The following is a 21,624-nucleotide window of genomic DNA, read 5'->3' on the forward strand; positions in this document are numbered from 1 at the left end:
GAGGGAGGGAGGCGGGGCCGGGGCGACGGGTAGGGCCCGGAAGCCATGGGTACGGCCCGGAGCCACGGGTAGGGCCCAGAGCAACGGGTAGGGCCCGGCAGGGCTTCCCGCCGGGCCCCAAGGCTCCCGAGTCTTCACGATGTTCACACAAAGGCATCAGGCATACCGGAATGCGGAATGGTCAGGACGTCCCTCCTGCCGGTTCGTCAGGCGCCGTAGCCGTCGCTGTATCCGTCGTGGTGACGTCGTTCCGTCTCGACCACCGTGGTCGAGGTGGGCGGCACCATGACCCGGCGGCGCCGGGCGATGCTGCTGAAGGTCGTCACACCGATCAGACCGACGATCATCAGGATGACGCCGACCAGGTCGAGGTTGACCCCCTGCATGTGCCAGTCGGTCGCAAACGTGAGGATGGCTCCCACGGCGATGAGGATGATGCACCCGCCGAGGCCCATGATGTCGCCTCCCTGTCAGGATCGCCGGTCGGTCCGGCTCCGACATCCGGGTACCCCCGCGGGGAACTCCCATGCGGGCGACGACCCTTGCACCCGGCCGGCCCGCTGGTCGGGCCGGCCCCCTGCGTGGGCGGGCGGCGGGGCGGCTATCCCTCCAGGAACGCCGTCAGGGCGTTGGCCAGCAGGTACGGGTCGGCGTCGCCGCACAACTCCCGCGCGCTGTGCATCGACAGGATGGCCACGCCGATGTCGACCGTGCGGATGCCGTGCCGGGCGGCGGTGATCGGGCCGATGGTCGTGCCGCACGGCATGGAGTTGTTCGAGACGAAGGTCTGGAACGGGACGCCGGCCTTCTCGCAGGCGGCGGCGAAGAGCGCCCGGCCCGTCCCGTCCGTGGCGTAGCGGTTGTTGACGTTGACCTTGAGGATCGGCCCGCCGTTGACCCGCGGGTGGTGCGTCGGGTCGTGGCGCTCCGCGTAGTTGGGGTGCACGGCGTGCCCGGTGTCGGAGGACAGGCAGACGGTGCCCGCGAAGGCTCTCGCCCGGTCCTCGTACGATCCGCCGCGCGCGAAGACCGAACGTTCCAGCACGCCGCCGAGGAGGGGGCCGTCGGCGCCCGTGTCGCTCTGCGAGCCGTTCTCCTCGTGGTCGAAGGCGGCCAGCACGGGGATGCAGGGCAGGTCGACGCCGCCGGTCGCCACGGCCGCCAGCGCCGCGGTCCCCGCGTGCACGGACAACAGGTTGTCCATGCGCGGGCCGGCCAGCAGTTCCTCGTCGCGGCCCAGGTAGGCGGGCGGCTCCACGGAGTGCGTCATCAGGTCCCAGCCGGTGACCTGGCCCGCGGCCAGTCCGGCCTCCTGCTCCAGGAACGCGATCAGGTCGCCGTCGCGCACGTCGCCGCCCAGGCCCCAGACCGGCTGGAGATGACGCTGCTTGTCGAGCTTGAGGCCGTCGGCGTTGACGGCGCGGTCCAGGTGGATGGCGAGCTGGGGGACGCGCAGCAGGGGACGGCCGACGTCCACCAGGCGCGTCGTGCCGTCGCGCAGGGTCAGCCGTCCCGCGAGGCCCAGGTCGCGGTCGAGCCAGGAGTTGAGCAGCGGGCCGCCGTAGATCTCCACGGCCACCTGGCGCCAGCCGTGCGCGCCGGTGTCGGGCTGCGGTTTGACGCGCAGGTTCGGGGAGTCGGTGTGCGCGCCGACGATCCGGAACGGGGTGTGCGGCGCGGCCCCCTCGGGGACGTGCCAGGCCACGATCGCGCCCCCGCGCAGCACGTACTTGCCACCGGACGTCCCGTCCCAGGCGTCCGTCTCCGAGACCTGCCGGAAACCGGCCTTCTCCAGCCGCTCGGCCGCCGTCGCCACGGCGTGGTACGGCGACGGGCTCGCCGTCAGGAACGTCATGAGGTCGTCGGTGTGGCCGCGGTCGAAGCGGGAGGGTTCGCTCATGGGGTTCACCTTAACGACGTACGAAAGCCCGCTCCCGGTGATGGGAGCGGGCCCTCGTGAGGACAGTGTGGAGTGCTGAGCGCAGGTGCTCGGCCGGAGCGTCCGCAGAGCGCTCCGCCTTGTCCGGGTGGTCCGGGTGGGTCCGGGTGAGTCCTAGAACGCGGCCTCGTCGAGCTCCATGAGGTCGAGGTCGACGCCCTCGGCGACCTTGCGGGCCAGGGTGACGCCGGGCAGGACGGTGGCCGCGAAGAACTTCGCCGCCGCGATCTTGCCGGTGTAGAACGCCCGGTCCTTGGCGGAGGCCGTCTCCAGCTTCTCGGCGGCGATCGCCGCGCCCTTGAGGAGCAGGTAGCCGACGATCACGTCGCCCGAGGCGAGCAGCAGGCGCGTGGTGTTGAGGCCCACCTTGTAGATGTTCTTGACGTCCTGCTCGGTGGCGGCGAGGTCGGTCAGCATCAGGCCGACGATGGCCTCCAGCTCGACGGCGGCCTTGGCCAGGTGCTCGCGGGCGCCCGCCAGGTCCTCGCCGCCGGTGCCGAGCGCCAGGAACTTCTTGATGTCCTCGGCGAGGGAGTTCAGCGCCGCGCCCTGGTTGCGGACGATCTTCCGGAAGAAGAAGTCCTGGCCCTGGATGGCCGTGGTGCCCTCGTAGAGGGTGTCGATCTTGGCGTCGCGGATGTACTGCTCGATCGGGTACTCCTGGAGGAAGCCGGAGCCGCCGAAGGTCTGGAGCGACTGGGCGAGCTGCTCGTAGCCCTTCTCGGAGCCGTAGCCCTTGACGATCGGCAGGAGCAGGTCGTTGAGCGCGTGCTCCGTCTTCGCGTCCTCGCCCTCGGCCTCCTTGACGGCGATCGCGTCCTGGATCGAGGCGGTGTAGAGGACGAGGGCGCGCATGCCCTCCGCGTACGCCTTCTGCGTGATCAGCGCGCGGCGCACGTCGGGGTGGTGGGTGATGGTGACCTTGGGCGCGGCCTTGTCCATGAAGTTCGCCAGGTCGGGGCCCTGGACGCGCTCCTTGGCGTACTCCAGCGCGTTGAGGTACCCGGTGGAGAGCGTGGAGATCGCCTTCGTGCCGACCATCATGCGGGCGAACTCGATGATGCGGAACATCTGGCGGATGCCGTCGTGCTTGTCGCCGATCAGCCAGCCCTTGGCGGGGTGGCGGTCGCCGAACGTCATCTCGCAGGTGTTGGAGGCCTTGAGGCCCATCTTGTGCTCGACGTTCGTGGCGTAGACGCCGTTGCGCTCGCCCAGCTCGCCGGTCTCGAAGTCGAAGAGCGTCTTCGGGACCATGAACAGGGACAGGCCCTTGGTGCCGGGACCGGCGCCCTCGGGGCGGGCCAGCACGTAGTGGATGATGTTCTCCGACATGTCGTGCTCGCCGGACGTGATGAAGCGCTTGACGCCCTCGATGTGCCAGGAGCCGTCCTCCTGCTGGACGGCCTTGGTGCGGCCCGCGCCCACGTCCGAGCCGGCGTCCGGCTCGGTGAGGACCATCGTGGAGCCCCACTGCTTCTCGACGGCGATCTGCGCGATCTTCTTCTGGACGTCGTTGCCCTCGTCGAAGAGGATGCCGGCGAAGGCCGGACCGGAGGAGTACATCCACACGGCCGGGTTCGCGCCGAGGATCAGTTCCGCGAAGCCCCAGATCAGCGACGGCGGGGCGGTGGTGCCGCCGATCTCCTCGGGCAGGCCGAGGCGCCAGTACTCGGAGTCCATGAAGGCCTGGTAGCTCTTCTTGAACGAGGCGGGCACCGGCGCGGTGTTGGTCTGCGGGTCGAAGACCGGCGGGTTGCGGTCGGCGTCCGCGAAGGACTCCGCCAGCTCGTTCTCCGAGAGGCGGGTCAGCTCCTCCAGGATGCTTTTCGCGGTCTCGGTGTCCATCTCCTCGAACGGGCCGGAGCCGTACAGCTTGTCGCGCCCGAGTACCTCGAAGAGGTTGAACTCGATGTCGCGGAGATTCGACTTGTAGTGCCCCATGGTGACGGCTCCCGGCTCCGTAGAGAGATCGGCGAGGCACTGGATCCTCGCGCTAGTTCACGTACCAACAAGTAGCTACGATGATGCTACCCGTCGGTAATAAGTCGCAACCCCTACTCGGCCAAGTGTGAGAAGGGTCTAGTCGGGTGAGAGCGGTCACTCGGCGGGACGGCGGTGGGCGCGGGGCGGATTCGGGGCGGCGGCGGGATCTTTCCCCTGCCGCTCGCGGGCGGGGCGGTCTCGGTACGCTTGCGCCCATGTACGGATACGGCCAGCCCATGGACGGGGCCGGACAGCAGCAGTACGCCCCGCCGCCGCAGCAGCAGATGCCCGGCGGCTACGGCCAGCAGCCGCCGCTCTATCCGGAGCCGTCGCCGCCGTCCCTGGCGGACGCGGTGCGGGCCTTCACCACCGGTCAGCTGGCGGCCGAGGACTTCCAGCAGGTCTTCGCGACCTCCAAGGTCTACTGCCCGCGCGGCGACAACCCCGGGTTCCTCGCCCTGCACAACACCCAGCAGCCGGTGATCCCGATGTTCACCAGCCTGAAGGAACTGCGCCGGTACGCGGGCAAGGAGTCCAAGTACTTCGTGATCACCGGGTCCGAGGTGATCGACCTGTTGCCCACCGGCTACGGCTTCGTCCTCGACATGGAGGGCGAGCACCGGATGGTCTTCGACGCCAAGGCCGTCGAGCAGATGGTCGAGTTCGCGATGCGGCGGATGTACGGCTGAACACGCCGCGCCGGTCCTGGCATGCCATGTCCCGCCCACGCGGCGGGAGCGCCCGGAGGGAATGCCCTCCGGGCTTTCGCTGTTACGGGTGGCAGAAAGTTCAACGCTCAACTAAACTGGGACGTACGTCGCCCAAGGAGGTACGGACATGCCCGCAGTGACCGTCGAGAACCCGCTGACCCTGCCGCGCGTCGCGGCACCGGCCGACGCGGTCGCACGTCCCGTGCTCACCGTCACGACCGCCCCGAGCGGTTTCGAGGGTGAGGGCTTCCCGGTGCGCCGCGCGTTCGCCGGGATCAACTACCGCCACCTCGACCCGTTCATCATGATGGACCAGATGGGTGAGGTGGACTACGCGCCGGGCGAGCCGAAGGGCACCCCCTGGCACCCGCACCGCGGCTTCGAGACCGTCACCTACATCATCGACGGGATCTTCGACCACCAGGACAGCCAGGGCGGCGGCGGCACCATCACCAACGGCGACACCCAGTGGATGACGGCCGGCTCGGGCCTGCTGCACATCGAGGCGCCGCCGGAGTCGCTGGTCATGTCCGGCGGGCTCTTCCACGGCCTCCAGCTGTGGGTGAACCTCCCGGCCAAGGACAAGATGATGGCCCCCCGCTACCAGGACATCCGCGGCGGACACGTGCAGCTCCTGACCACCCCGGACGGCGGCGCGCTGCTGCGCGTCATCGCGGGCGAGCTGGACGGCCACGCCGGGCCGGGGATCACCCACACGCCGATCACCATGGTCCACGCGACCCTGGCGCCGGGCGCCGAGCTCACCCTGCCGTGGCGCGAGGACTTCAACGGCCTCGCCTACGTCCTGGCGGGCCGCGGCTCGGTCGGCGCCGAGCGTCGCCCGATCCACCTGGGCCAGACGGCGGTCTTCGGCGCGGGTTCCTCGCTGACGGTCCGCGCGGACGACAAGCAGGACTCCCACACCCCCGACCTGGAGGTCGTCCTCCTCGGCGGGCAGCCGATCCGTGAGCCGATGGCCCACTACGGCCCGTTCGTCATGAACACCCGCGACGAGCTCCAGCAGGCGTTCGACGACTTCCAGAAGGGCCGGCTGGGCACGATCCCCGCGGTCCACGGAATGTCCGAGGGCGGCCCGCAGACGGGCTGAGTTTCCGGTAGTTTGCGTCAGGGCCCGAAGCCGCAACGTTGGATTGCGACTTCGGGCCCGTCCCGTCCGCGGGAGCGCCTACGGCAGCGCGTAGACGGGCGTCCCGTCGGACGTGCATCCCCGCTGCCGCACACAGCCCCGCTTGAGCAGCATGCGCAGACAGTCGTGGACGCGCTCGTGCGGGAGGCCCGTGCGGGCGGCGATCTCCTCCACGCCGTAGCGGGCCTCACCGCGCGTCAACGCCGGGGCGAGCAGCGCGGCGACCGCGTGCACGTCCTCGGTGACGACGAGGTTCTTCGTCCTCCACGTGGCGAGCAGCTCCGCCGGCGTCGGGGTCGACGCGGCGGCGGACGGGGCCCTCAGGGACGCGGCGACGTCCCGCAGCACGTCGGTCATCACGCGCTGGCTGTCGAGGATCTGCCCGAGGACGTCGTTCGTCCGCGCGGCGCGTTCCTCGAGCCGGACGATGGCGTCCACGACCTGCTCCGGCATCACGTACGCGGTGCGCCCGGCGGGGGCGGACTGCACGGGCGCCGGTTCCAGCGAGTAGGAACCCTCCTGCTGGATGGTCGCGATGACCTGTGAGACCCAGAGCTTGAAGGGCTGCGCCTCCGGCTTGGTGCAGGCGTTGACCAGTTGGACGAGGCCTTGGAGATTCACCATTCTCATCGACTTCTTGAGTCCGCGACCTGCAATGTTGCATGAAGCGTCGGCCGTACCGACGCTTCGTGCAAGATCGTCGAGTGTCGATGTGTGCTGTTGTGCCACCCTCAGACGCAACGCGTCACGCGTGTTCGCGTAGCCGAGTTGGCCGGCCACGTCCACGGCTGGGAACCAGTGGGTGCCATCCGGTGTGGTCAGCCTCCGCACCCGCGCCCCCGTCGCCGCAAAGACGAAGTCGTTGATGTCGATCGCGTCCTGTCGTGCCGCCGTTCGGGGCGGCGTCGTGCCGTTCTGCTCGTACATCGAGCATCACCTCCGCCTCGGACGCTAGGCATATGCCCTGCCACGGCGTGCGCGGGTTGCGGAGGTTCATCCTTATAGGGGAGTTTGAGGCATCGATTCTGCGGGTTTGACCGGGTCCTGCGGTTCGTAGAGTTCGAACCAGATGCTCTTGCCCTCGCCTCGCGGCGCCACCCCCCAGGTGTGCGCGAGGAGCTCGATGAGGACGAGGCCGCGGCCCGAGGAGGCCAGTTCGCCGGGCCGGCGTTTGTGCGGGAGGGCGTCGCTGGTGTCGGTGACCTCGATGCGCAGACGGCGTTCGCCGGGGGCGCCGGTGACCTCGGCGACGAGCAGTGCGTCGGCGTCGGTGTGGACGAGGACGTTCGTGAGGGTCTCGGAGACGAGCAGGACCGCGGAGTCGACCTGGTCCTCGCAGCTCCAGTCGTGCAGCAGCTCGCGCACCTGCCGGCGGGCCACGGCGATCCGCTCCGGCTCGGCCTGGGCGACCGTCAGCATCGAACGGCGCACGAGCCGTCGCGCGGGCAGCGGCACGGCCCCCGGACCGCAGCCGCCCTCGCCCTGCCGGCACAGGAGCAGCAGGGCGATGTCGTCCTCACGGCGGTCCGCGAGGCGGCCCGTGGTGTGGTGCGAGGAGGGGCCGTGCACCGCCTGCACCAGGGCGTCGGCCAGTTCCTCCAGGTCGCCCTCGTGGGCCTCCAGAGTCTTGCGGACGCGCTGCCAGCCGGTGTCGAGGTCGTGGCCCCCGGTCTCCAGAAGGCCGTCGGTGCACAGCATCAGGGTTTCGCCGGGCTCCAGGACGAGCCGGGTCGTGGGGTAGTCGGCGTCCGGGTCGATGCCCAGGGGCAGTCCCCCGGCGGTCGCCCTGACCAGCACGGTTCCGTCGGCCATGCGGATCGCCGGGTCCAGATGGCCGGCCCGGGCGGCTTCCAGGACGCCGGTCGCCGGGTCGACCTCGACGTACAGGCAGGTCGCGAAGCGCAGGTCGGCGCCGCCGTCCGCGAGACCGTGCAGGAAGCCGGAGGCGCGCGACAGGACGGCGTCGGGCCGGTGCCCCTCGGCGGCGTACGCCCGCAGCGCGATGCGCAGTTGTCCCATGAGGCCCGCGGCCCGCACGTCATGGCCCTGGACATCCCCGATGACCAGGGCGAACCGGCCTCCTCCGCGCTGCGCGCGGGCAGCGCCCCCGGGCAGCGGGATCATGTCGTACCAGTCGCCGCCCACCTGGAGACCGCCGCCGGTCGGTATGTAGCGGGCGGCGAGCGTCAGGCCCGGTATCTCGGGGCCCAGCGTCGGCAGCATGGAGCGTTGCAGGCCGTCGGTCAGCTCCCGCTGGGTCTCCGCCGCCCCGGCGCGGGTGAGGGCCTGGGCGAGCATGCGCGCCACGGTCGTCAGCACGGACCGCTCGTCCGGGGTGAACGCCACCGGGTACGTGAAGGCGGCCATCCACGCGCCCATCGTGCGTCCGGCCACCGTCAGCGGCAGGAACGCCCACGAGTGACGGCCGAAGTGGGCGGCCATCGGCCAGGTGAGCGGGTAGCGCTCCTTGTAGCGCTCGGGCGAGGACAGGTAGACGGCCCGCCCGGAGCGCACGACCTCGGCGGCCGGATAGTCCGTCTGGAGGGACATCTGGGTGAACGGGACCTCGTCGCCGGGCTGCTGTCCGTGGTGGCCGATGATCGTCAGCCGGTCGCCCGTGACGCCGAAGACGGCCAGGCCGTCCGGTGAGAACCCCGGCATCGACAGGGCCGCGGCGACCCGCAGCACCTCCTCCGTGGAGCGCGCCTCGGCCAGCGCGCGGCCCGCGTCGAGCAGGAACGCCTCGCGCGAGCGCCGCCAGTCGCCCGTGACGGCGGTCCGTCCGGCGGCCGTGCCCGGAGTCGGCTCGGTGACCTCCTGGAGGGTGCCGATCAGTTCGTACGCCTTCTTGACCGGGTCGAAGGACGGCTTCGACCGGCTGCGGACGACCCGCACGATCCGCCCCCGGTCGTCCATGATCCGGATCCGCACCTCGGCGAGGGTGCCCTCGGCGACGGCGAGCTGCACCACGCCGGTGATCTCGTTCCAGTCGACGGGATGCAGCCGGGCCCGGGTCTGGGCCTCCGTGAGGACCGTCTCCTCGGCGGGCAGCCCGAGCAGCCGGGCCGCCTCGGCGTCGACCGTGACCAGCCCCGTGGCGGTGTCCCAGTGCCACACGCCGGTCGCGAGGGAGACGAGGACCTCCCCCACGGCGGGCAACGGCTCGCCAGTACGCATTGCCCCACTTTAAGAAGAGGGGGACGAACAGTGCCACTGCTCACCGGGGCCGCCGCCACCCGGTAAGGGTGGGAGGCGGGCACGGGGTGCCCGGTACGCTGGGGGTTGTTTCACGTGAAACACCATGAAACACAGACCCCGATCCGCGAAGACTGGATGAACGACGATGCATCGGTACAGGTCCCACACCTGCGGCGAGCTCCGCGCCTCTGACGTCGGCAGCGACGTCCGGCTGAGCGGCTGGCTGCACAATCGGCGCGACCTGGGCGGCATCCTCTTCATCGATCTGCGCGACCACTACGGCATCACGCAGCTCGTCGCCCGTCCGGGCACGGCCGCGTACGAGGCCCTCGACAAGCTGACCAAGGAGTCGACGGTCCGCGTCGACGGCAAGGTCGTCTCGCGGGGTGCGGAGAACGTCAACGCCGAGCTGCCGACCGGCGAGGTCGAGGTGGAGGTCGGCGAGGTCGAGCTGCTGGGCGCGGCCGCCCCGCTGCCGTTCACCATCAACGCCGAGGACGGGGTCAACGAGGAGCGGCGCCTGGAGTACCGCTTCCTGGACCTGCGCCGTGAGCGCATGCACAAGAACATCATGCTGCGCTCGTCGGTGATCGCCTCGATCCGCTCGAAGATGGTGGCCCTCGGCTTCAACGAGATGGCGACGCCGATCCTGTCGGCGACCTCCCCCGAGGGCGCCCGCGACTTCGTCGTGCCGTCCCGGCTGCACGCGGGCCGTTTCTACGCGCTGCCGCAGGCCCCGCAGCAGTTCAAGCAGCTGCTGATGATCTCGGGCTTCGACCGCTACTTCCAGATCGCCCCCTGTTTCCGCGACGAGGATGCCCGCGCGGACCGCTCGCCGGGCGAGTTCTACCAGCTCGACGTCGAGATGAGCTTCGTCGAGCAGGAGGACGTCTTCCAGCCGATCGAGAAGCTCATGACCGAGCTGTTCGAGGAGTTCGGCGGCGGCCGTCATGTCACCTCCCCGTTCCCGCGGATCCCGTTCCGCGAGTCGATGCTGAAGTACGGCTCCGACAAGCCGGACCTGCGGGCCCAGCTGGAGCTCGTCGACATCACCGACGTCTTCGAGGGGTCGGAGTTCAAGGCGTTCGCGGGCAAGCACGTGCGTGCGCTGCCGGTGCCGGACGTCTCCGCCCAGCCCCGGAAGTTCTTCGACCAGCTCGGCGACTTCGCCGTCTCGCAGGGCGCGAAGGGCCTGGCCTGGGTCCGCGTGGCCGAGGACGGCTCGCTGACCGGACCGATCGCGAAGTTCCTGACCGAGGCGAACGTCGCCGAGCTGACCAAGCGCCTGTCGCTGGCCGCCGGTCACGCCGTGTTCTTCGGCGCGGGCGAGTTCGACGAGGTCTCGAAGATCATGGGCGCGGTGCGGGTCGAGGCCGCCAAGCGCGCCGGGCACTTCGAGGAGGGCGTCTTCCGGTTCTGCTGGATCGTCGACTTCCCGATGTACGAGAAGGACGAGGAGACCGGCACGATCGACTTCTCGCACAACCCCTTCTCGATGCCGCAGGGCGGCCTGGAGGCCCTGGAGACCCAGGACCCGCTGGACATCCTCGGCTGGCAGTACGACATCGTCTGCAACGGCGTCGAGCTGTCCTCCGGCGCGATCCGCAACCACGAGCCCGAGATCATGCTCAAGGCGTTCGAGATCGCCGGGTACGACCGGGAGACCGTCGAGGAGAAGTTCGCCGGCATGCTGCGCGCGTTCCGCTTCGGCGCTCCGCCGCACGGCGGCATCGCGCCCGGCGTCGACCGCATCGTCATGCTGCTGGCCGACGAGCCGAACATCCGCGAGACCATCTCCTTCCCGCTGAACGGCAACGCCCAGGACCTGATGATGGGCGCGCCGACGGAGCTGGAGGAGGCCCGGCTCAGGGAGCTGCACCTCTCGGTGCGCAAGCCGCAGCCGAAGTAGCGGGGGCGAGCGGCCGGAGGGGCGGGCCTCCGGCTCGCACGGTCGCGAGATCGCCGGGTGGCCCGGAACCGACGTCGGTTCCGGGCCACTTTCGTTCTCCCCGGCAACTGACAGCTCCTGCCCATGCTCCTGACAGGTCGGGTCCCTAGCGTCCCCGGCTCATGACGGAAACTCAGAAACCCCCCAGCGAACAGGGATGGACGCGGCGCAAGGCCGTGGCCGTCGGCGCGGGCGGCCTCGCGGCCGCGGGACTGGGCGGCACCGCCTACGCCACGGGCGCCACCGGGCGCGGCGGCCGCGAGGCCGCGGAGTCGGCCGGCGCCGACGCGGAGGCCTGCTACCGCCTCACCTCGGAGACGGTCGAGGGCCCCTACTACATCGACGCGGACAAGCTCCGCCGGGACATCACCGAGGACCGCGAGGGCATCCCGCTCCTCCTCGCCCTCACGGTGATCGACTCCGACACCTGCGGACCGGTCCGCGACGCGGCCGTCGACATCTGGCACTGCGACGCGACGGGCGTCTACTCCGGCTACGAGGACCAGGGCAGCGGCGGCGGGGGCGGCCCCGCTCCCACCGGCGAGCCCCCGACGGGCGCGCCGACCGGCGCTCCCACCGGCCCGCCGCCGGGAGGCGGCCATCAGGAGCCCACCGACGACACCCGCTACCTGCGCGGCACCTGGCGGACGGACCGGCACGGCCGGGTCGCCTTCCGGACGGTGTTCCCTGGCTGGTACCGGGGCCGGTGCGTCCACATCCACGTCAAGGTGCACGTGGACGGCGAGTGGACCGACGCCGGGTACGAGGGCGGCCGCGCCTGCCACACCGGTCAGTTCTTCTTCGACGAGGAGTCCGTCCTGGCGTCGGCGGCGGTGGAGCCGTACGCGGGCAACACGACCGAGCGCACGACGCTCGCCGAGGACACGATCTACGACCAGAGCGGCGTCGGGGGCGGCCTGCTGCGGCTGCGCTACGACCGGCGGCACATCGACCGGGGCGTCCACGCGACGATCACGGTCGGCGTCGACCCCGAGGCCACACAGGACGGTCAGGGCGGTCCGCGGCAGCCCAGCGCCCCGGCGTCGCCGTCGCCGTCGGCTGGCTGACCCGCCGGGTCCCGACCCGGCCCCGGCCCCGGTGACGGGCGGGAGAGGCGGTCGGCCGGCCGCTGGCGCACGCGGCGCGGCGCGGTGACGTCGCGCGGTGCGGGTCCGGCCGGCCGCGGGCCCGCACGACGACCACCCACGAGGCGGCGACCCGACGGGCCGGCCCGGGAGGGCCGGACCCGACCGCACCTGCCCGGGCCGGCCGAGCGCGGCGCGCCGGGCCGTCGGCCGGAGACCGTCACCGCACCCCGAGCCGACGCCGTCCGCGCCGTGGGCCGGGGTCGCTCAGCCGTCCGGTGACGCGCCTTCCTCCAGCAGGCGTTCCGCGATGTCCGTCGACCACGACTGGGCCCACGCGCGCAGGGCGGCGATGTCCGGCTCGACGAGGCCGTACTGCGTGAAGGCCGAGTCCGGGTAGTGGTCCGTGCCCTCCAGGCGCGCCTGGAGGGCCGGCAGGTCGAAGTCGTCGCGGGCGTGCCGGCGGGCCGCTTCCTCCAGGTCGGGGAAGCCGAACAGGGCGTGCGCCGCCCGCGCGTCGATCAGGTCGACCGCGAGTCCGCGGTCGTACAGCGCCCGGATCTTGGTGCCCACCGCGTCCTGCGGCGAGAGCGCCGGGCCGCTGGGGGTGGGTACGGGCGGGCTCCAGAAGGTCTCCTTGTGCAGGGCCAGCCGCAGAGCGACGCCGCTCTCCCGGTCCCGCACGGCCAGCCGGGCCGCCAGGTGCGCGGACAGCGGGTCCAGATCCTGCGGCGTCGCCTCGTAGCGGCCCAGGGCGGTCAGCGCGGCGGCCAGCGTCCGCGCCAGCACGGGCATCGGCTCCGTGCTCTCCGTCGCCAGGTCCACGTTGTCGTGGGGACGCCGCAGCAGCCCGTGGGCCTCCAGCGCGTAGCCGCCGGCCAGCACCCAGGCGGCCCCGGGGGCGGGCATGCCGAAGATCTCGGAGAGGAGACGGAGGTGGGGTCGAAGAAGGTCCACCGGGTAGTCGTAGCAGGTCCGGCCGGTGCGTGGGACCGGCACACGCGGCGCGGGCGCACACGCGGCGGCCGGACCCGCCGGCCCCGGGCCCGGTGCTGCCTCGCGACGAACTGCGTGAGGGTCGCCTGTACCTCGTGGATGGAGAAAAAAATTCGTCCCGCCCGGCAACTCTTCTTCGGGCGGCGACCACTGACGGGGCGTAAGCATGCTCCTCCCGTAAGGATCCCCCCGTGGCAGCTCCCTCCCACCGCCGGTCACTCCGCTCGCGCCGCCTCCTCGTGGTCACGGCCGCCGCCGTGGCCGCGGGCGTCGGCGCCGGCGTCGTCGTGATGAACGCCAGCGCCGGGACCGTCGACCTGTACCACCAGACGCTCGCCGCCAAGGACGGCTGGGCCTCCTCGGGCACGGGCACGACCGGTGGCGCCAAGGCCGACGCCGCGCACACCTTCACCGTCTCCACGCGCGCCGAACTGGTGAAGGCCCTCGGGTCGGCCACCGACACCACGCCCCGGATCATCAAGGTCAAGGGCACGATCGACGCCAACACCAGCGACGCGGGCAAGAAGCTGACCTGCGCGGACTACGCGGCGGGCACCGGCTACGCGCTGTCGTCGTATCTCAAGGCCTACGACCCGGCGGTCTACGGCCGCTCGAAGCTGCCCTCCGGCACGCAGGAGAAGGCCCGCGCCGCCGCCCAGGCCAAGCAGGCGAAGAACATCGTCTTCCGGGTGCCGGCGAACACGAGCGTCGTCGGCGTCCCCGGCACGGCCGCCGGGATAACCGGCGGCATGCTGCAGATCCAGAACGTGGACAACGTCATCGTCCGCAACCTGAGCTTCACCGCCACCGAGGACTGCTTCCCGCAGTGGGACCCGACCGACGGCGACGACGGCAACTGGAACTCGAACTACGACTCCGTCACCCTGCGCGGCGCGACCCACGTGTGGGCCGACCACAACTCGTTCACCGACGCGCCGCACCTGGACAGCGCCAACCCGAAGTACTTCGGCCGCGAGTACCAGATCCACGACGGCGCCCTCGACATCACCAAGAGCTCCGACCTGGTGACCGTCTCGCGCAACCGGTTCACCGACCACGACAAGACGATGCTGATCGGCAGCAGCGACAGCGAGCCCGCCGGCAAGCTGCGCGTCTCGATCCACCACAACGTGTGGAAGGGCATCGTGCAGCGCGCCCCGCTGACCCGGGTCGGGCAGGTGCACATCTACAACAACCACTACGACGTCACGCCCCTCGACGGCTACACGACGCAGTACAGCATCAACTCCCGCGCCAAGGCCCAGGTCGTCGCGGAGGGCAACTACTGGACGGTCCCGGCCGGCGGGAAGGTCGCCAAGCTGCTCAGCGGCGACGGCACCGGCGCGGTCAAGGGCTCCGGCAACGTCGTCAACGGCACGGTGACCGACGTGGTCGCGGCCTACAACGCGGCCTCGTCGAAGAAGCTGAAGACGACCGTCAACTGGACGCCGACCCTGACGGCCGGCCTGGAGACCTCGGCGAAGGACCTGCCGACGAGCCTGGCGACGACGACGGGCGCGGGCGTCCTGAAGTAGCGCCGGCCCGTCCGGGCGGCCCCCAAGACACGCGAGGGCCGGGTGACCACGAGCCCCTGGCCCTCGCGTTCGCCGTCCTCAGGTGTCGTACCTGCCGTCCCACGGGTCGGCGAAGGCGAGGCGGTCCGGGTAGAGCTCCGCCCAGGTCTCCGGCTCGCCGTCGTCGTCCTTGTCCTCGCGGATGACGAGGCCGAACAGGACGTTCTCGTACGTGAGGTGGAAGGGGCGGACCGCGATGTCCGTGTAGGAGCGGCGGGGCAGGCTGCGCAGGAGCGTGGCGAGGCGCACGCGGGCCCGGGTGAGGACCGAGTCGTCGCCGTGCGGGTCGCGCTGCTGCTCGGCCCAGGTTCCGGCGCACCAGATGTCCGAGTCGCGGTAGGCGCCGTCCGCGTCGAAGGTGTGCAGCACGGTGTAGAGGCGTTTGTGCTCCTCCCAGCCGTCGTCGAGACGGAAGCCCTGGGGGAAGGCGTACGTGACCGACGCGAGGAACTGCCCGTCCGCGTACCGACCGATGGACTCGGTGCGGTGTCTCGGCTCGTAGGCGATCGGAATGACCTCGGGGACTGCCATGGCGGAAACCATACGGCTTGGCGAGAACATGCCGAAGCGGGGGGAACCCCTCCGCCTTTTCCTCTACGTCTTCTCCTTCCGCCACAGCTTCTCCTTTTCGGCTTCTCCCCCGGACGCGGGAAGAGGGACGCCGCGCGTCCCTCTTCCGGTCGGAGCGCCGGCCCGGAGTGCGGCCCGGAGCGTCAGGCGTCGGTGCCGCCGAAGCGCTCCTTGTACGCCTCGAGGTCCTCGTCCGTGAGCTTGGCGAACAGGACCGGCGGGACGGTGAAGGAGGTGCCGGCCGGGACGGAGGCGAGGGCGCGGGCCTCGTCGGCCGTGACCCAGGTCGCCGTGTCGTCGGCGAGGGTGAACGCCTCGCGCATGACCTTGGCCGTCGCCGGGATGAAGGGCTCGGAGACCACCGCGTAGAGGTGGATCAGGTTCATCGCCGTGCGCAGGGTGAGGGCCGCGCCGTCCTTGTCGGTCTTGATCTCCAGCCAGGGGGCCTTCTCCTCCAGGTAGGAGTTGCCCGCGGACCACAGGGCGCGCAGGGCGGCGGCCGCCTTGCGGAACTGAAGGGCCTCCATCTGCGCCTCGTACTCGGCGAGGAGCCCGGCGATCTGCTCGCCCAGCTTCGCCTCCGCCTCGCCGGGCGCGCTGCCCGCGGGGACCTCGTCGCCGAAGCGCTTCCTGGAGAAGGACAGGACGCGGTTGACGAAGTTGCCCAGGGTGTCGGCGAGGTCCTTGTTCACCGTGGCCGTGAAGTGCTCCCAGGTGAAGGAGGAGTCGTCCGACTCGGGGGCGTTGGCGATGAGGAAGTAGCGCCAGTAGTCGGCCGGGAGCACGTCCAGGGCCTGGTCGGTGAAGACGCCGCGCTTCTGCGAGGTGGAGAACTTGCCGCCGTAGTACGTGAGCCAGTTGAAGGCCTTGACGTAGTCGACCTTCTTCCACGGCTCCCGCACGCCCAGCTCGGTGGCGGGGAACATCACCGTGTGGAACGGGACGTTGTCCTTGGCCATGAACTCGGTGTACCGGACGGGGTTCTCGCCCGTGTCGGCGTCGTACCACCAGGCCTTCCAGTCGCGGTTCTCCGGGTCGAGGTCCGACCACTCCTTCGTCGCGCCGATGTACTCGATCGGGGCGTCGAACCAGACGTAGAAGACCTTGCCCTCGGCGGCCAGCTCCGGCCAGGTGTCGGCCGGGACCGGGACGCCCCAGTCCAGGTCACGGGTGATGGCGCGGTCGTGCAGACCCTCGGTGAGCCACTTGCGGGCGATGGAGGAGGCCAGCTGCGGCCAGTCCGCCTCGTGCCGGGCCACCCACTCCTCGACCTCGTGTTGCAGCTTCGACTGCAACAGGAAGAGGTGCTTGGTCTCGCGGACCTCCAGGTCGGTGGAGCCGGAGATCGCCGAGCGCGGGTCGATCAGGTCCGTCGGGTCCAGGACGCGGGTGCAGTTCTCGCACTGGTCGCCGCGCGCCTTGTCGTAGCCGCAGTGCGGGCAGGTGCCCTCGACGTAGCGGTCCGGGAGGAAGCGGCCGTCGGCCGGGCTGTACACCTGGCGGATCGCCCGCTCCTCGATGAACCCGTTCTCGTTCAGGCGGCGGGCGAAGTGCTGGGTGATCTCGACGTTCTGCGGCGAGGAGCTCCGGCCGAAGTAGTCGAAGGCCAGCGCGAAACCGTCGTAGACCGCCTTCTGCGCGTCGTGCGCCTGCGCGCAGAACTCGGCGACCGGGACGCCCTGCTCCTTCGCGGCCAGTTCGGCCGGGGTGCCGTGCTCGTCCGTGGCGCAGATGTAGAGGACGTCGTGACCGCGCTGGCGCAGGTAGCGGGAGTACACGTCCGCCGGGAGCATGGACCCCACCATGTTGCCCAGGTGCTTGATTCCGTTGATGTACGGAAGGGCGCTGGTGATGAGGTGTCGAGCCATCGGAGGCTGCTCCCAGGTCGGTCGTGCGCGGTCGTTTTACGAGGCTTGAACTTGAAATCGTAGCCGACATGGGTGGGCCGCCCGCCTCCCGTTTTGCGGGGTGGGAGGCGGGCGGCCCAGGGGTGTCGCGTGACGCCGTCGGCGGCTACGGCCGCCAGGCGGCCAGGACGCCCTCGTAGAGCTCGGCGTCCGTGAGCTCCCGCGGGGCGGGGCCCGCGTGGAAGAAGGACGTGTTGGGGGTCTTGAGCTTGCGCAGGTAGTCGAAGGCCTTGTTGTCGTGCTCGCCGAAGGCCACGAAGGAGAAGAAGACGCCGGGGTGGTTCTTCGCCGCGTCGGTCAGGGCCTGGGTGGCCGGGGTCTTCGCGTCCGGGGCGCCGTCCGTCTGGAACACCACCAGGGCGGGGACGCCCGCGGCGGCGTGCTTCTCGTGCTGTCCGACGACGGCCTCGACGGCGGCGTGGTAGCTGGTGCGCCCCATGCGGCCGAGGCCGGCGTGCAGCTCGTCGATCTTGTTCTCGTGGTCGGTGAGGGTCAGCTCGCCGGTGCCGTCGAGTTCCGTGGAGAAGAAGACGACGCGCACCGTGGCCTCGGGGTCGAGGTGGGCCGCGAGGGCGAGGGTCTGCTCGGCGAGGGCCTGGGCGGAGCCGTCCTTGTAGTACGGGCGCATGCTCGCGGAGCGGTCGAGCACGAGGTAGACGTCGGCCCGCGTGCCGGTGAGGCCCGCGTCCTCGAGGGCGGCGGCCGCGGCCTGGTAGGCGGTGCCCAGGCCGGCGAGGGCCTCGGCCGGCAGCCGGGCGGGGGCCTGCGCGCCGGCCCCGCCCTCGGCGTCGTCGTCCTGTGCCGCGTCGGCCGCGGGGCTGTCGTCGGCGGCCGCGGGCTCGTCCGGCTCCGCGTCGGCCGCGGGCGCGGCGGGGGCTGCCGCCTCGGGCTCGGGCTCGGCCTCCGGCTCCGCCTCCGGGGCGGACTCGGCCTCGGACGCCGGCTCGGCGGAGGCTTCCGCGTCGGACGCCGTCTCGGCCTCGGGTGCGGCCTCTGCCTCTGCCTCTGCCTCGGCCTTGGCCTCCGGCTCCGGGGCGGACCCGGCTTCGGCCTCGGTCTCGGGTGCGGCCTCCGCTTCCGCCTCCGGGGCGGACTCGGGCTGCTCCGCGGCGACGGCCGCCTCGGGCTCGGCCTGCTTCTCCGGCTCCGGCTCCGGTGCCGTCTCCGTCTTCGGCGCGGACTCCGCTGCCGTTGCCTCCTGCGCCACCTCGGCCTCGGCCTCGGCCTCCGCGTCGGGCTCGGAGGCCGGTGCCTCCGCCTCGGCGGTCGGCTCCGGGGCGGTGTCGGGGGCGGTCTGCGGCGCGGCTTCCGCGGCGGGCTCCTCGGCCGTCGCGTCGGCGTCGGCCTGCGGCTCCGTCTCGTCCGGGGCCGCGACCGGCTCGGGGTCTGCGGCGCTCTCCTCGGCCGCGACCGGGACGTCGGTTTCCTCCCCGTCCGCTGCCTCCGCCGGCTCGGGCGTCGACGAGGTGTCCGCCGCCTCGACGTCGGCTTCCGCCTGCGTCGCGGCGCTGTCCGCACTCACGGCGTCGGCGTCGGCGTCGGCCTCAGGCTCGGGGGCGGCCTCGGCGTCGGCCTCGGCGTCAACCTCGGCCTCGTCCTTCGTCCCGGCGTCCGCCGTGCTCTCGGCCTCGGCGTCAGCCTTGACGTCGGTCTCGGCCTCGGACGTGCCCTTCGCTCCGGCCCCGGCCGTGCTCTCCGCCTCGGACGTGCCGGCCGCCTCGGCCGTGTCCGTGTCCTTGCCCGTGCTCGCGTCCGTTCCCGTTGCGGGGGTCGTGGGGGCGGCGGGGGCGGGTTCCGTCGGCGTCGTCTGCTTCGGGACCGTCACGTGGTCGAAGGCCGCCGCCACGAGGTCGTGTTCGTCCTGGTTCGCCGTGCGGGGCTCGGGGACCCGGGCGACCGTGGGGTCCGGCTTCGGCTCGGTCGCGGGTGCGGGGGCGGCCGGAACCGGCTGCTCCTGTTCCCGTCCCTCGGTGGCGGTTCGTTCCTGCGAAGGAACCTGTTCCGCACCCTCTGCCTCGGCGGTACGCCCCTTGCGGGACCTGCCGAACGCATTCCGCAGGAGAGTGAGAATGCCCATTTGCGCAACCCTTCGCATGAGTTGATGCCCGTAAATCCCTGGCCAGGACGGACACGTAAGGTTAGCGGCCCCGTGTGGTGATCTTGGGCAGGGGTGAGTGTGCGGATCCGGGGTGTGTCAATACCGCCTCGGCGCCGCCCCGAGGCCCGCTCCGCACCTCCCCGACGCCCCTGTGGCTGCCGGGGATTCACTCGCCGTTCACGCTGCCGCAGTTCCCGCGCACATACGCGCCCCTAGCGTCACGTCCACACCAAGGGAACGCAAGGGGAGATTAAAGGTGCGCAAGCTTCTGCCGTTGATCGGAACGCCGTCCCAGTCCCATCCCGGCGGCCGCTCCGCCATGACCTGCCGTTTCCGGTGCGGCGACGCCTGCTTCCACGAGGTGCCCAACACCAGTGACAACGCCTACGTCGGCGACGTCATCGCGGGGGCGATCGGCCGTCGGGCGCTGGTGCGCGCCGCCGCCGTCGTCACCGTCGCGGCGGCCGCCGGCACCTCCGGACTCGCCGGCGCCCGGCCCGCCGCCGCGTCCGCCGGGGCGCCGGGCGGACCGGCCGGCAAGCCGTCCGGGAAGCCGGGAGGGCAGGCCGCTCGCGGGCTGCGCTACCGCTCCGTCGCGCCGAACACCGCCGACGCCGTCACCGTGCCGGAGGGGTACGGGCACAACGTCGTCATCCGCTGGGGCGAGCCCATCCTGCGCGGGGCTCCGGCCTTCGACCCCGAGAACCAGACGGCCGCCGCCCAGGCCGGTCAGTTCGGCTACAACAACGACTTCCTGGCGCTGCTGCCCCTGCCCGGCGAGTGCGGCCGCCAACTGCTCGTCGCCAACCACGAGTACACCGACGAAGTGCTGATGTTCCGTGGGTACGACCCGGCCGCTCCCACCCGGCAGCAGGTCGAGGTGGCGTGGGCGGCGCACGGGCTGGCCGCCGTCGTCGTGGAGGAGGACCGGCGGACCGGCAGGCTCACCGCCGTGCCCCGGCACCACCTCAACCGGCGGGTCACCGCCACCACCGAGTTCCGGCTGACCGGGCCCGCCGCCGGGTCCGACCTGCTGAAGACGTCCGCCGACCCCACCGGCCGCACGGTCCTCGGCACGCTCAACAACTGCTCCGGCGGCACGACCCCGTGGGGCACCACGCTGCACGGCGAGGAGAACTTCAACCAGTACTTCGCCAACAGCGGGCGTCCCACCGACAAGCGGTACGGGATCGGGACCGGGGCCACCGAGCGCAAGTGGGAGCGGTTCGACAAGCGCTTCGACGTGGCGCAGGAGCCCAACGAGGTGCACCGGTTCGGCTGGGTCGTGGAGTTCGACCCGTACGACCCGACGTCCACGCCCCGCAAGCGCACCGCCCTCGGCCGGTTCAAGCACGAGGCCGCGACCGTGCGGCTCACGGCGGACGGGCGGCCGGTCGTCTACTCCGGCGACGACGAGCGCTTCGACTACTTCTACAAGTTCGTCGGCAGCAAGCGGATGCGGAAGGGGTCGGGCAGGGCGGTGCGCGAGCACAACCTGTCGCTGCTCGACGAGGGGACGCTGTACGTGGCCCGGCTCACCGGCGACTCGCCCGCGATCGAGGTGGACGGGACGGGCAGGCTGCCCGCCGACGGCGAGTTCGACGGCAGCGGCGAGTGGATCCCGATCGCCACCGCCACCGCCGGGGGCGCCGTCTCGCACGTCGAGGGGATGAGCGCCGAGGAGGTCCTCGTCTTCACGCGCCTGGCCGGTGACAAGGTCGGCGCGACGAAGATGGACCGGCCCGAGGACATCCAGCCCTCGCCGGTCACCGGCAAGGTGTACGTCGCCCTCACCAACAACACCAACCGCGGTGTGGGCGCGAACGCCAAGGCCGACGAGGCCAACCCGCGCAACGCCAACAAGCACGGGCACGTCCTGGAGCTGACCGAGCGGCGCAACCGTCCCGAGAGCACCTCGTTCGCCTGGTCGCTGTTCCTGGTCGCGGGCGACCCCGACGACCCGGCGACCTACTTCGCGGGCTTCCCGAAGGACGACGTCAGCCCGATCTCGTGCCCGGACAACGTGGCCTTCGATCCGCACGGCAACCTGTGGATCTCCACCGACGGCAACCAGCTCGGCTCGCACGACGGCCTGTTCGGCGTCGCGACGCGCGGCTCCCGGCGCGGTGAGCTGAAGCAGTTCCTGACGGTGCCCACCGGCGCGGAGACCTGCGGGCCGCTCGTGCAGGACCGGCGGGTGCTGGTCGCGGTGCAGCACCCGGGCGAGATCGACGGCGCGACGGTGGACAAGCCGGCGAGCACCTGGCCGGACGGGCCGGGGAAGATCGTCCGCCCGGCCGTGGTGGCCGTGTGGCGCAAGGACGGCCGGGACATCGGCGTCTAGGACGAGGACGAGGACGAGGACGAGGACGAGGGCGCGGGCCCGGGCGTGACGCCCGCGGCCCCGCTGCGGGGAGCGGGGCGGCGGGCGGTCAGGCCCGGACGCGGGTCGGTTCCGCGGGCGGGGCG

The 21,624-nt window shown here is 71.6% G+C and carries 15 protein-coding genes; 6 read left to right on the forward strand and 9 right to left on the reverse strand.

Annotation, left to right across the window (positions count from 1 at the left end; all coding sequences use genetic code 11):
* Positions 1-206 precede the first annotated feature (206 nt).
* The 3 genes from KMS84_RS30450 to KMS84_RS30460 all read right to left on the reverse strand — a co-directional run bounded on the left by KMS84_RS30450 (position 207) and on the right by KMS84_RS30460 (position 3,880).
* Positions 207-455, reverse strand: a complete 249-nt coding sequence (locus KMS84_RS30450) for a DUF6458 family protein (protein WP_256919701.1) — start codon at positions 453-455, stop codon at positions 207-209.
* Positions 456-601: 146 nt separating this feature from the next.
* Complete coding sequence (locus tag KMS84_RS30455; protein ID WP_256919702.1) at positions 602-1,900, reverse strand: M18 family aminopeptidase; 1,299 nt, start codon at positions 1,898-1,900, stop codon at positions 602-604.
* 153 nt (positions 1,901-2,053) lie between these two features.
* Positions 2,054-3,880 carry an acyl-CoA dehydrogenase gene (locus KMS84_RS30460; RefSeq protein ID WP_256919703.1) on the reverse strand — a complete coding sequence of 609 codons (1,827 nt, stop codon included), beginning with the start codon at positions 3,878-3,880 and terminating at the stop codon, positions 2,054-2,056.
* A 257-nt stretch (positions 3,881-4,137) separates the two neighbouring features.
* Between KMS84_RS30460 and KMS84_RS30465 the strand changes: the two genes are divergently transcribed.
* Together KMS84_RS30465 and KMS84_RS30470 are read left to right on the forward strand one after the other, a co-directional pair.
* Positions 4,138-4,611, forward strand: coding sequence for an SseB family protein (locus tag KMS84_RS30465; protein ID WP_256919704.1), 474 nt, complete (start codon positions 4,138-4,140; stop codon positions 4,609-4,611).
* A gap of 148 nt (positions 4,612-4,759) precedes the next feature.
* A complete protein-coding gene (locus KMS84_RS30470) occupies positions 4,760-5,740 on the forward strand; it encodes a pirin family protein (protein ID WP_256919705.1) in 981 nt (326 codons plus the stop codon).
* A 78-nt stretch (positions 5,741-5,818) separates the two neighbouring features.
* Here KMS84_RS30470 and KMS84_RS30475 read toward each other — a convergent pair whose 3' ends face one another.
* A complete protein-coding gene (locus KMS84_RS30475) occupies positions 5,819-6,706 on the reverse strand; it encodes a BRO-N domain-containing protein (protein WP_256919706.1) in 888 nt (295 codons plus the stop codon).
* A 72-nt stretch (positions 6,707-6,778) separates the two neighbouring features.
* Positions 6,779-8,956: a SpoIIE family protein phosphatase gene (locus KMS84_RS30480; protein ID WP_256919707.1), complete on the reverse strand. Its 2,178-nt coding sequence runs from the start codon at positions 8,954-8,956 to the stop codon at positions 6,779-6,781.
* A 166-nt stretch (positions 8,957-9,122) separates the two neighbouring features.
* On the opposite strand from KMS84_RS30480, the gene aspS reads away from it, so the two are divergent.
* Both aspS and KMS84_RS30490 read left to right on the forward strand, forming a co-directional pair.
* The gene (aspS, locus tag KMS84_RS30485) at positions 9,123-10,886 is read left to right on the forward strand and encodes an aspartate--tRNA ligase (protein ID WP_256919708.1); all 1,764 of its coding nucleotides are present in this window, start codon (positions 9,123-9,125) and stop codon (positions 10,884-10,886) included.
* A 161-nt stretch (positions 10,887-11,047) separates the two neighbouring features.
* Positions 11,048-11,992, forward strand: a complete 945-nt coding sequence (locus KMS84_RS30490) for an intradiol ring-cleavage dioxygenase (protein ID WP_256919709.1) — start codon at positions 11,048-11,050, stop codon at positions 11,990-11,992.
* 285 nt (positions 11,993-12,277) lie between these two features.
* On the opposite strand, the gene KMS84_RS30495 is transcribed toward KMS84_RS30490, so the two are convergent.
* Positions 12,278-12,967 carry a hypothetical protein gene (locus KMS84_RS30495; protein ID WP_256919710.1) on the reverse strand — a complete coding sequence of 230 codons (690 nt, stop codon included), beginning with the start codon at positions 12,965-12,967 and terminating at the stop codon, positions 12,278-12,280.
* Positions 12,968-13,197: 230 nt separating this feature from the next.
* Between KMS84_RS30495 and KMS84_RS30500 the strand changes: the two genes are divergently transcribed.
* The gene (locus tag KMS84_RS30500; protein WP_256919711.1) at positions 13,198-14,541 is read left to right on the forward strand and encodes a pectate lyase family protein; all 1,344 of its coding nucleotides are present in this window, start codon (positions 13,198-13,200) and stop codon (positions 14,539-14,541) included.
* 78 nt (positions 14,542-14,619) lie between these two features.
* Here KMS84_RS30500 and KMS84_RS30505 read toward each other — a convergent pair whose 3' ends face one another.
* From KMS84_RS30505 to KMS84_RS30515, 3 genes are all read right to left on the reverse strand, one after another.
* Complete coding sequence (locus tag KMS84_RS30505) at positions 14,620-15,111, reverse strand: hypothetical protein (protein WP_256919712.1); 492 nt, start codon at positions 15,109-15,111, stop codon at positions 14,620-14,622.
* 182 nt (positions 15,112-15,293) lie between these two features.
* Positions 15,294-17,018, reverse strand: a complete 1,725-nt coding sequence (gene metG / locus KMS84_RS30510; protein WP_256919713.1) for a methionine--tRNA ligase — start codon at positions 17,016-17,018, stop codon at positions 15,294-15,296.
* Between the two features lie 145 nt (positions 17,019-17,163).
* Entirely contained in the window at positions 17,164-19,134 is a 1,971-nt protein-coding gene (locus KMS84_RS30515; protein WP_256919714.1) for a VWA domain-containing protein, read from the reverse strand.
* 277 nt (positions 19,135-19,411) lie between these two features.
* Between KMS84_RS30515 and KMS84_RS30520 the strand changes: the two genes are divergently transcribed.
* Entirely contained in the window at positions 19,412-21,499 is a 2,088-nt protein-coding gene (locus KMS84_RS30520; protein ID WP_256919715.1) for a PhoX family protein, read from the forward strand.
* Positions 21,500-21,624 lie beyond the last annotated feature (125 nt).

This window comes from Streptomyces hilarionis (genome assembly GCF_024539675.1).
Lineage (GTDB): Bacteria > Actinomycetota > Actinomycetes > Streptomycetales > Streptomycetaceae > Streptomyces > Streptomyces hilarionis.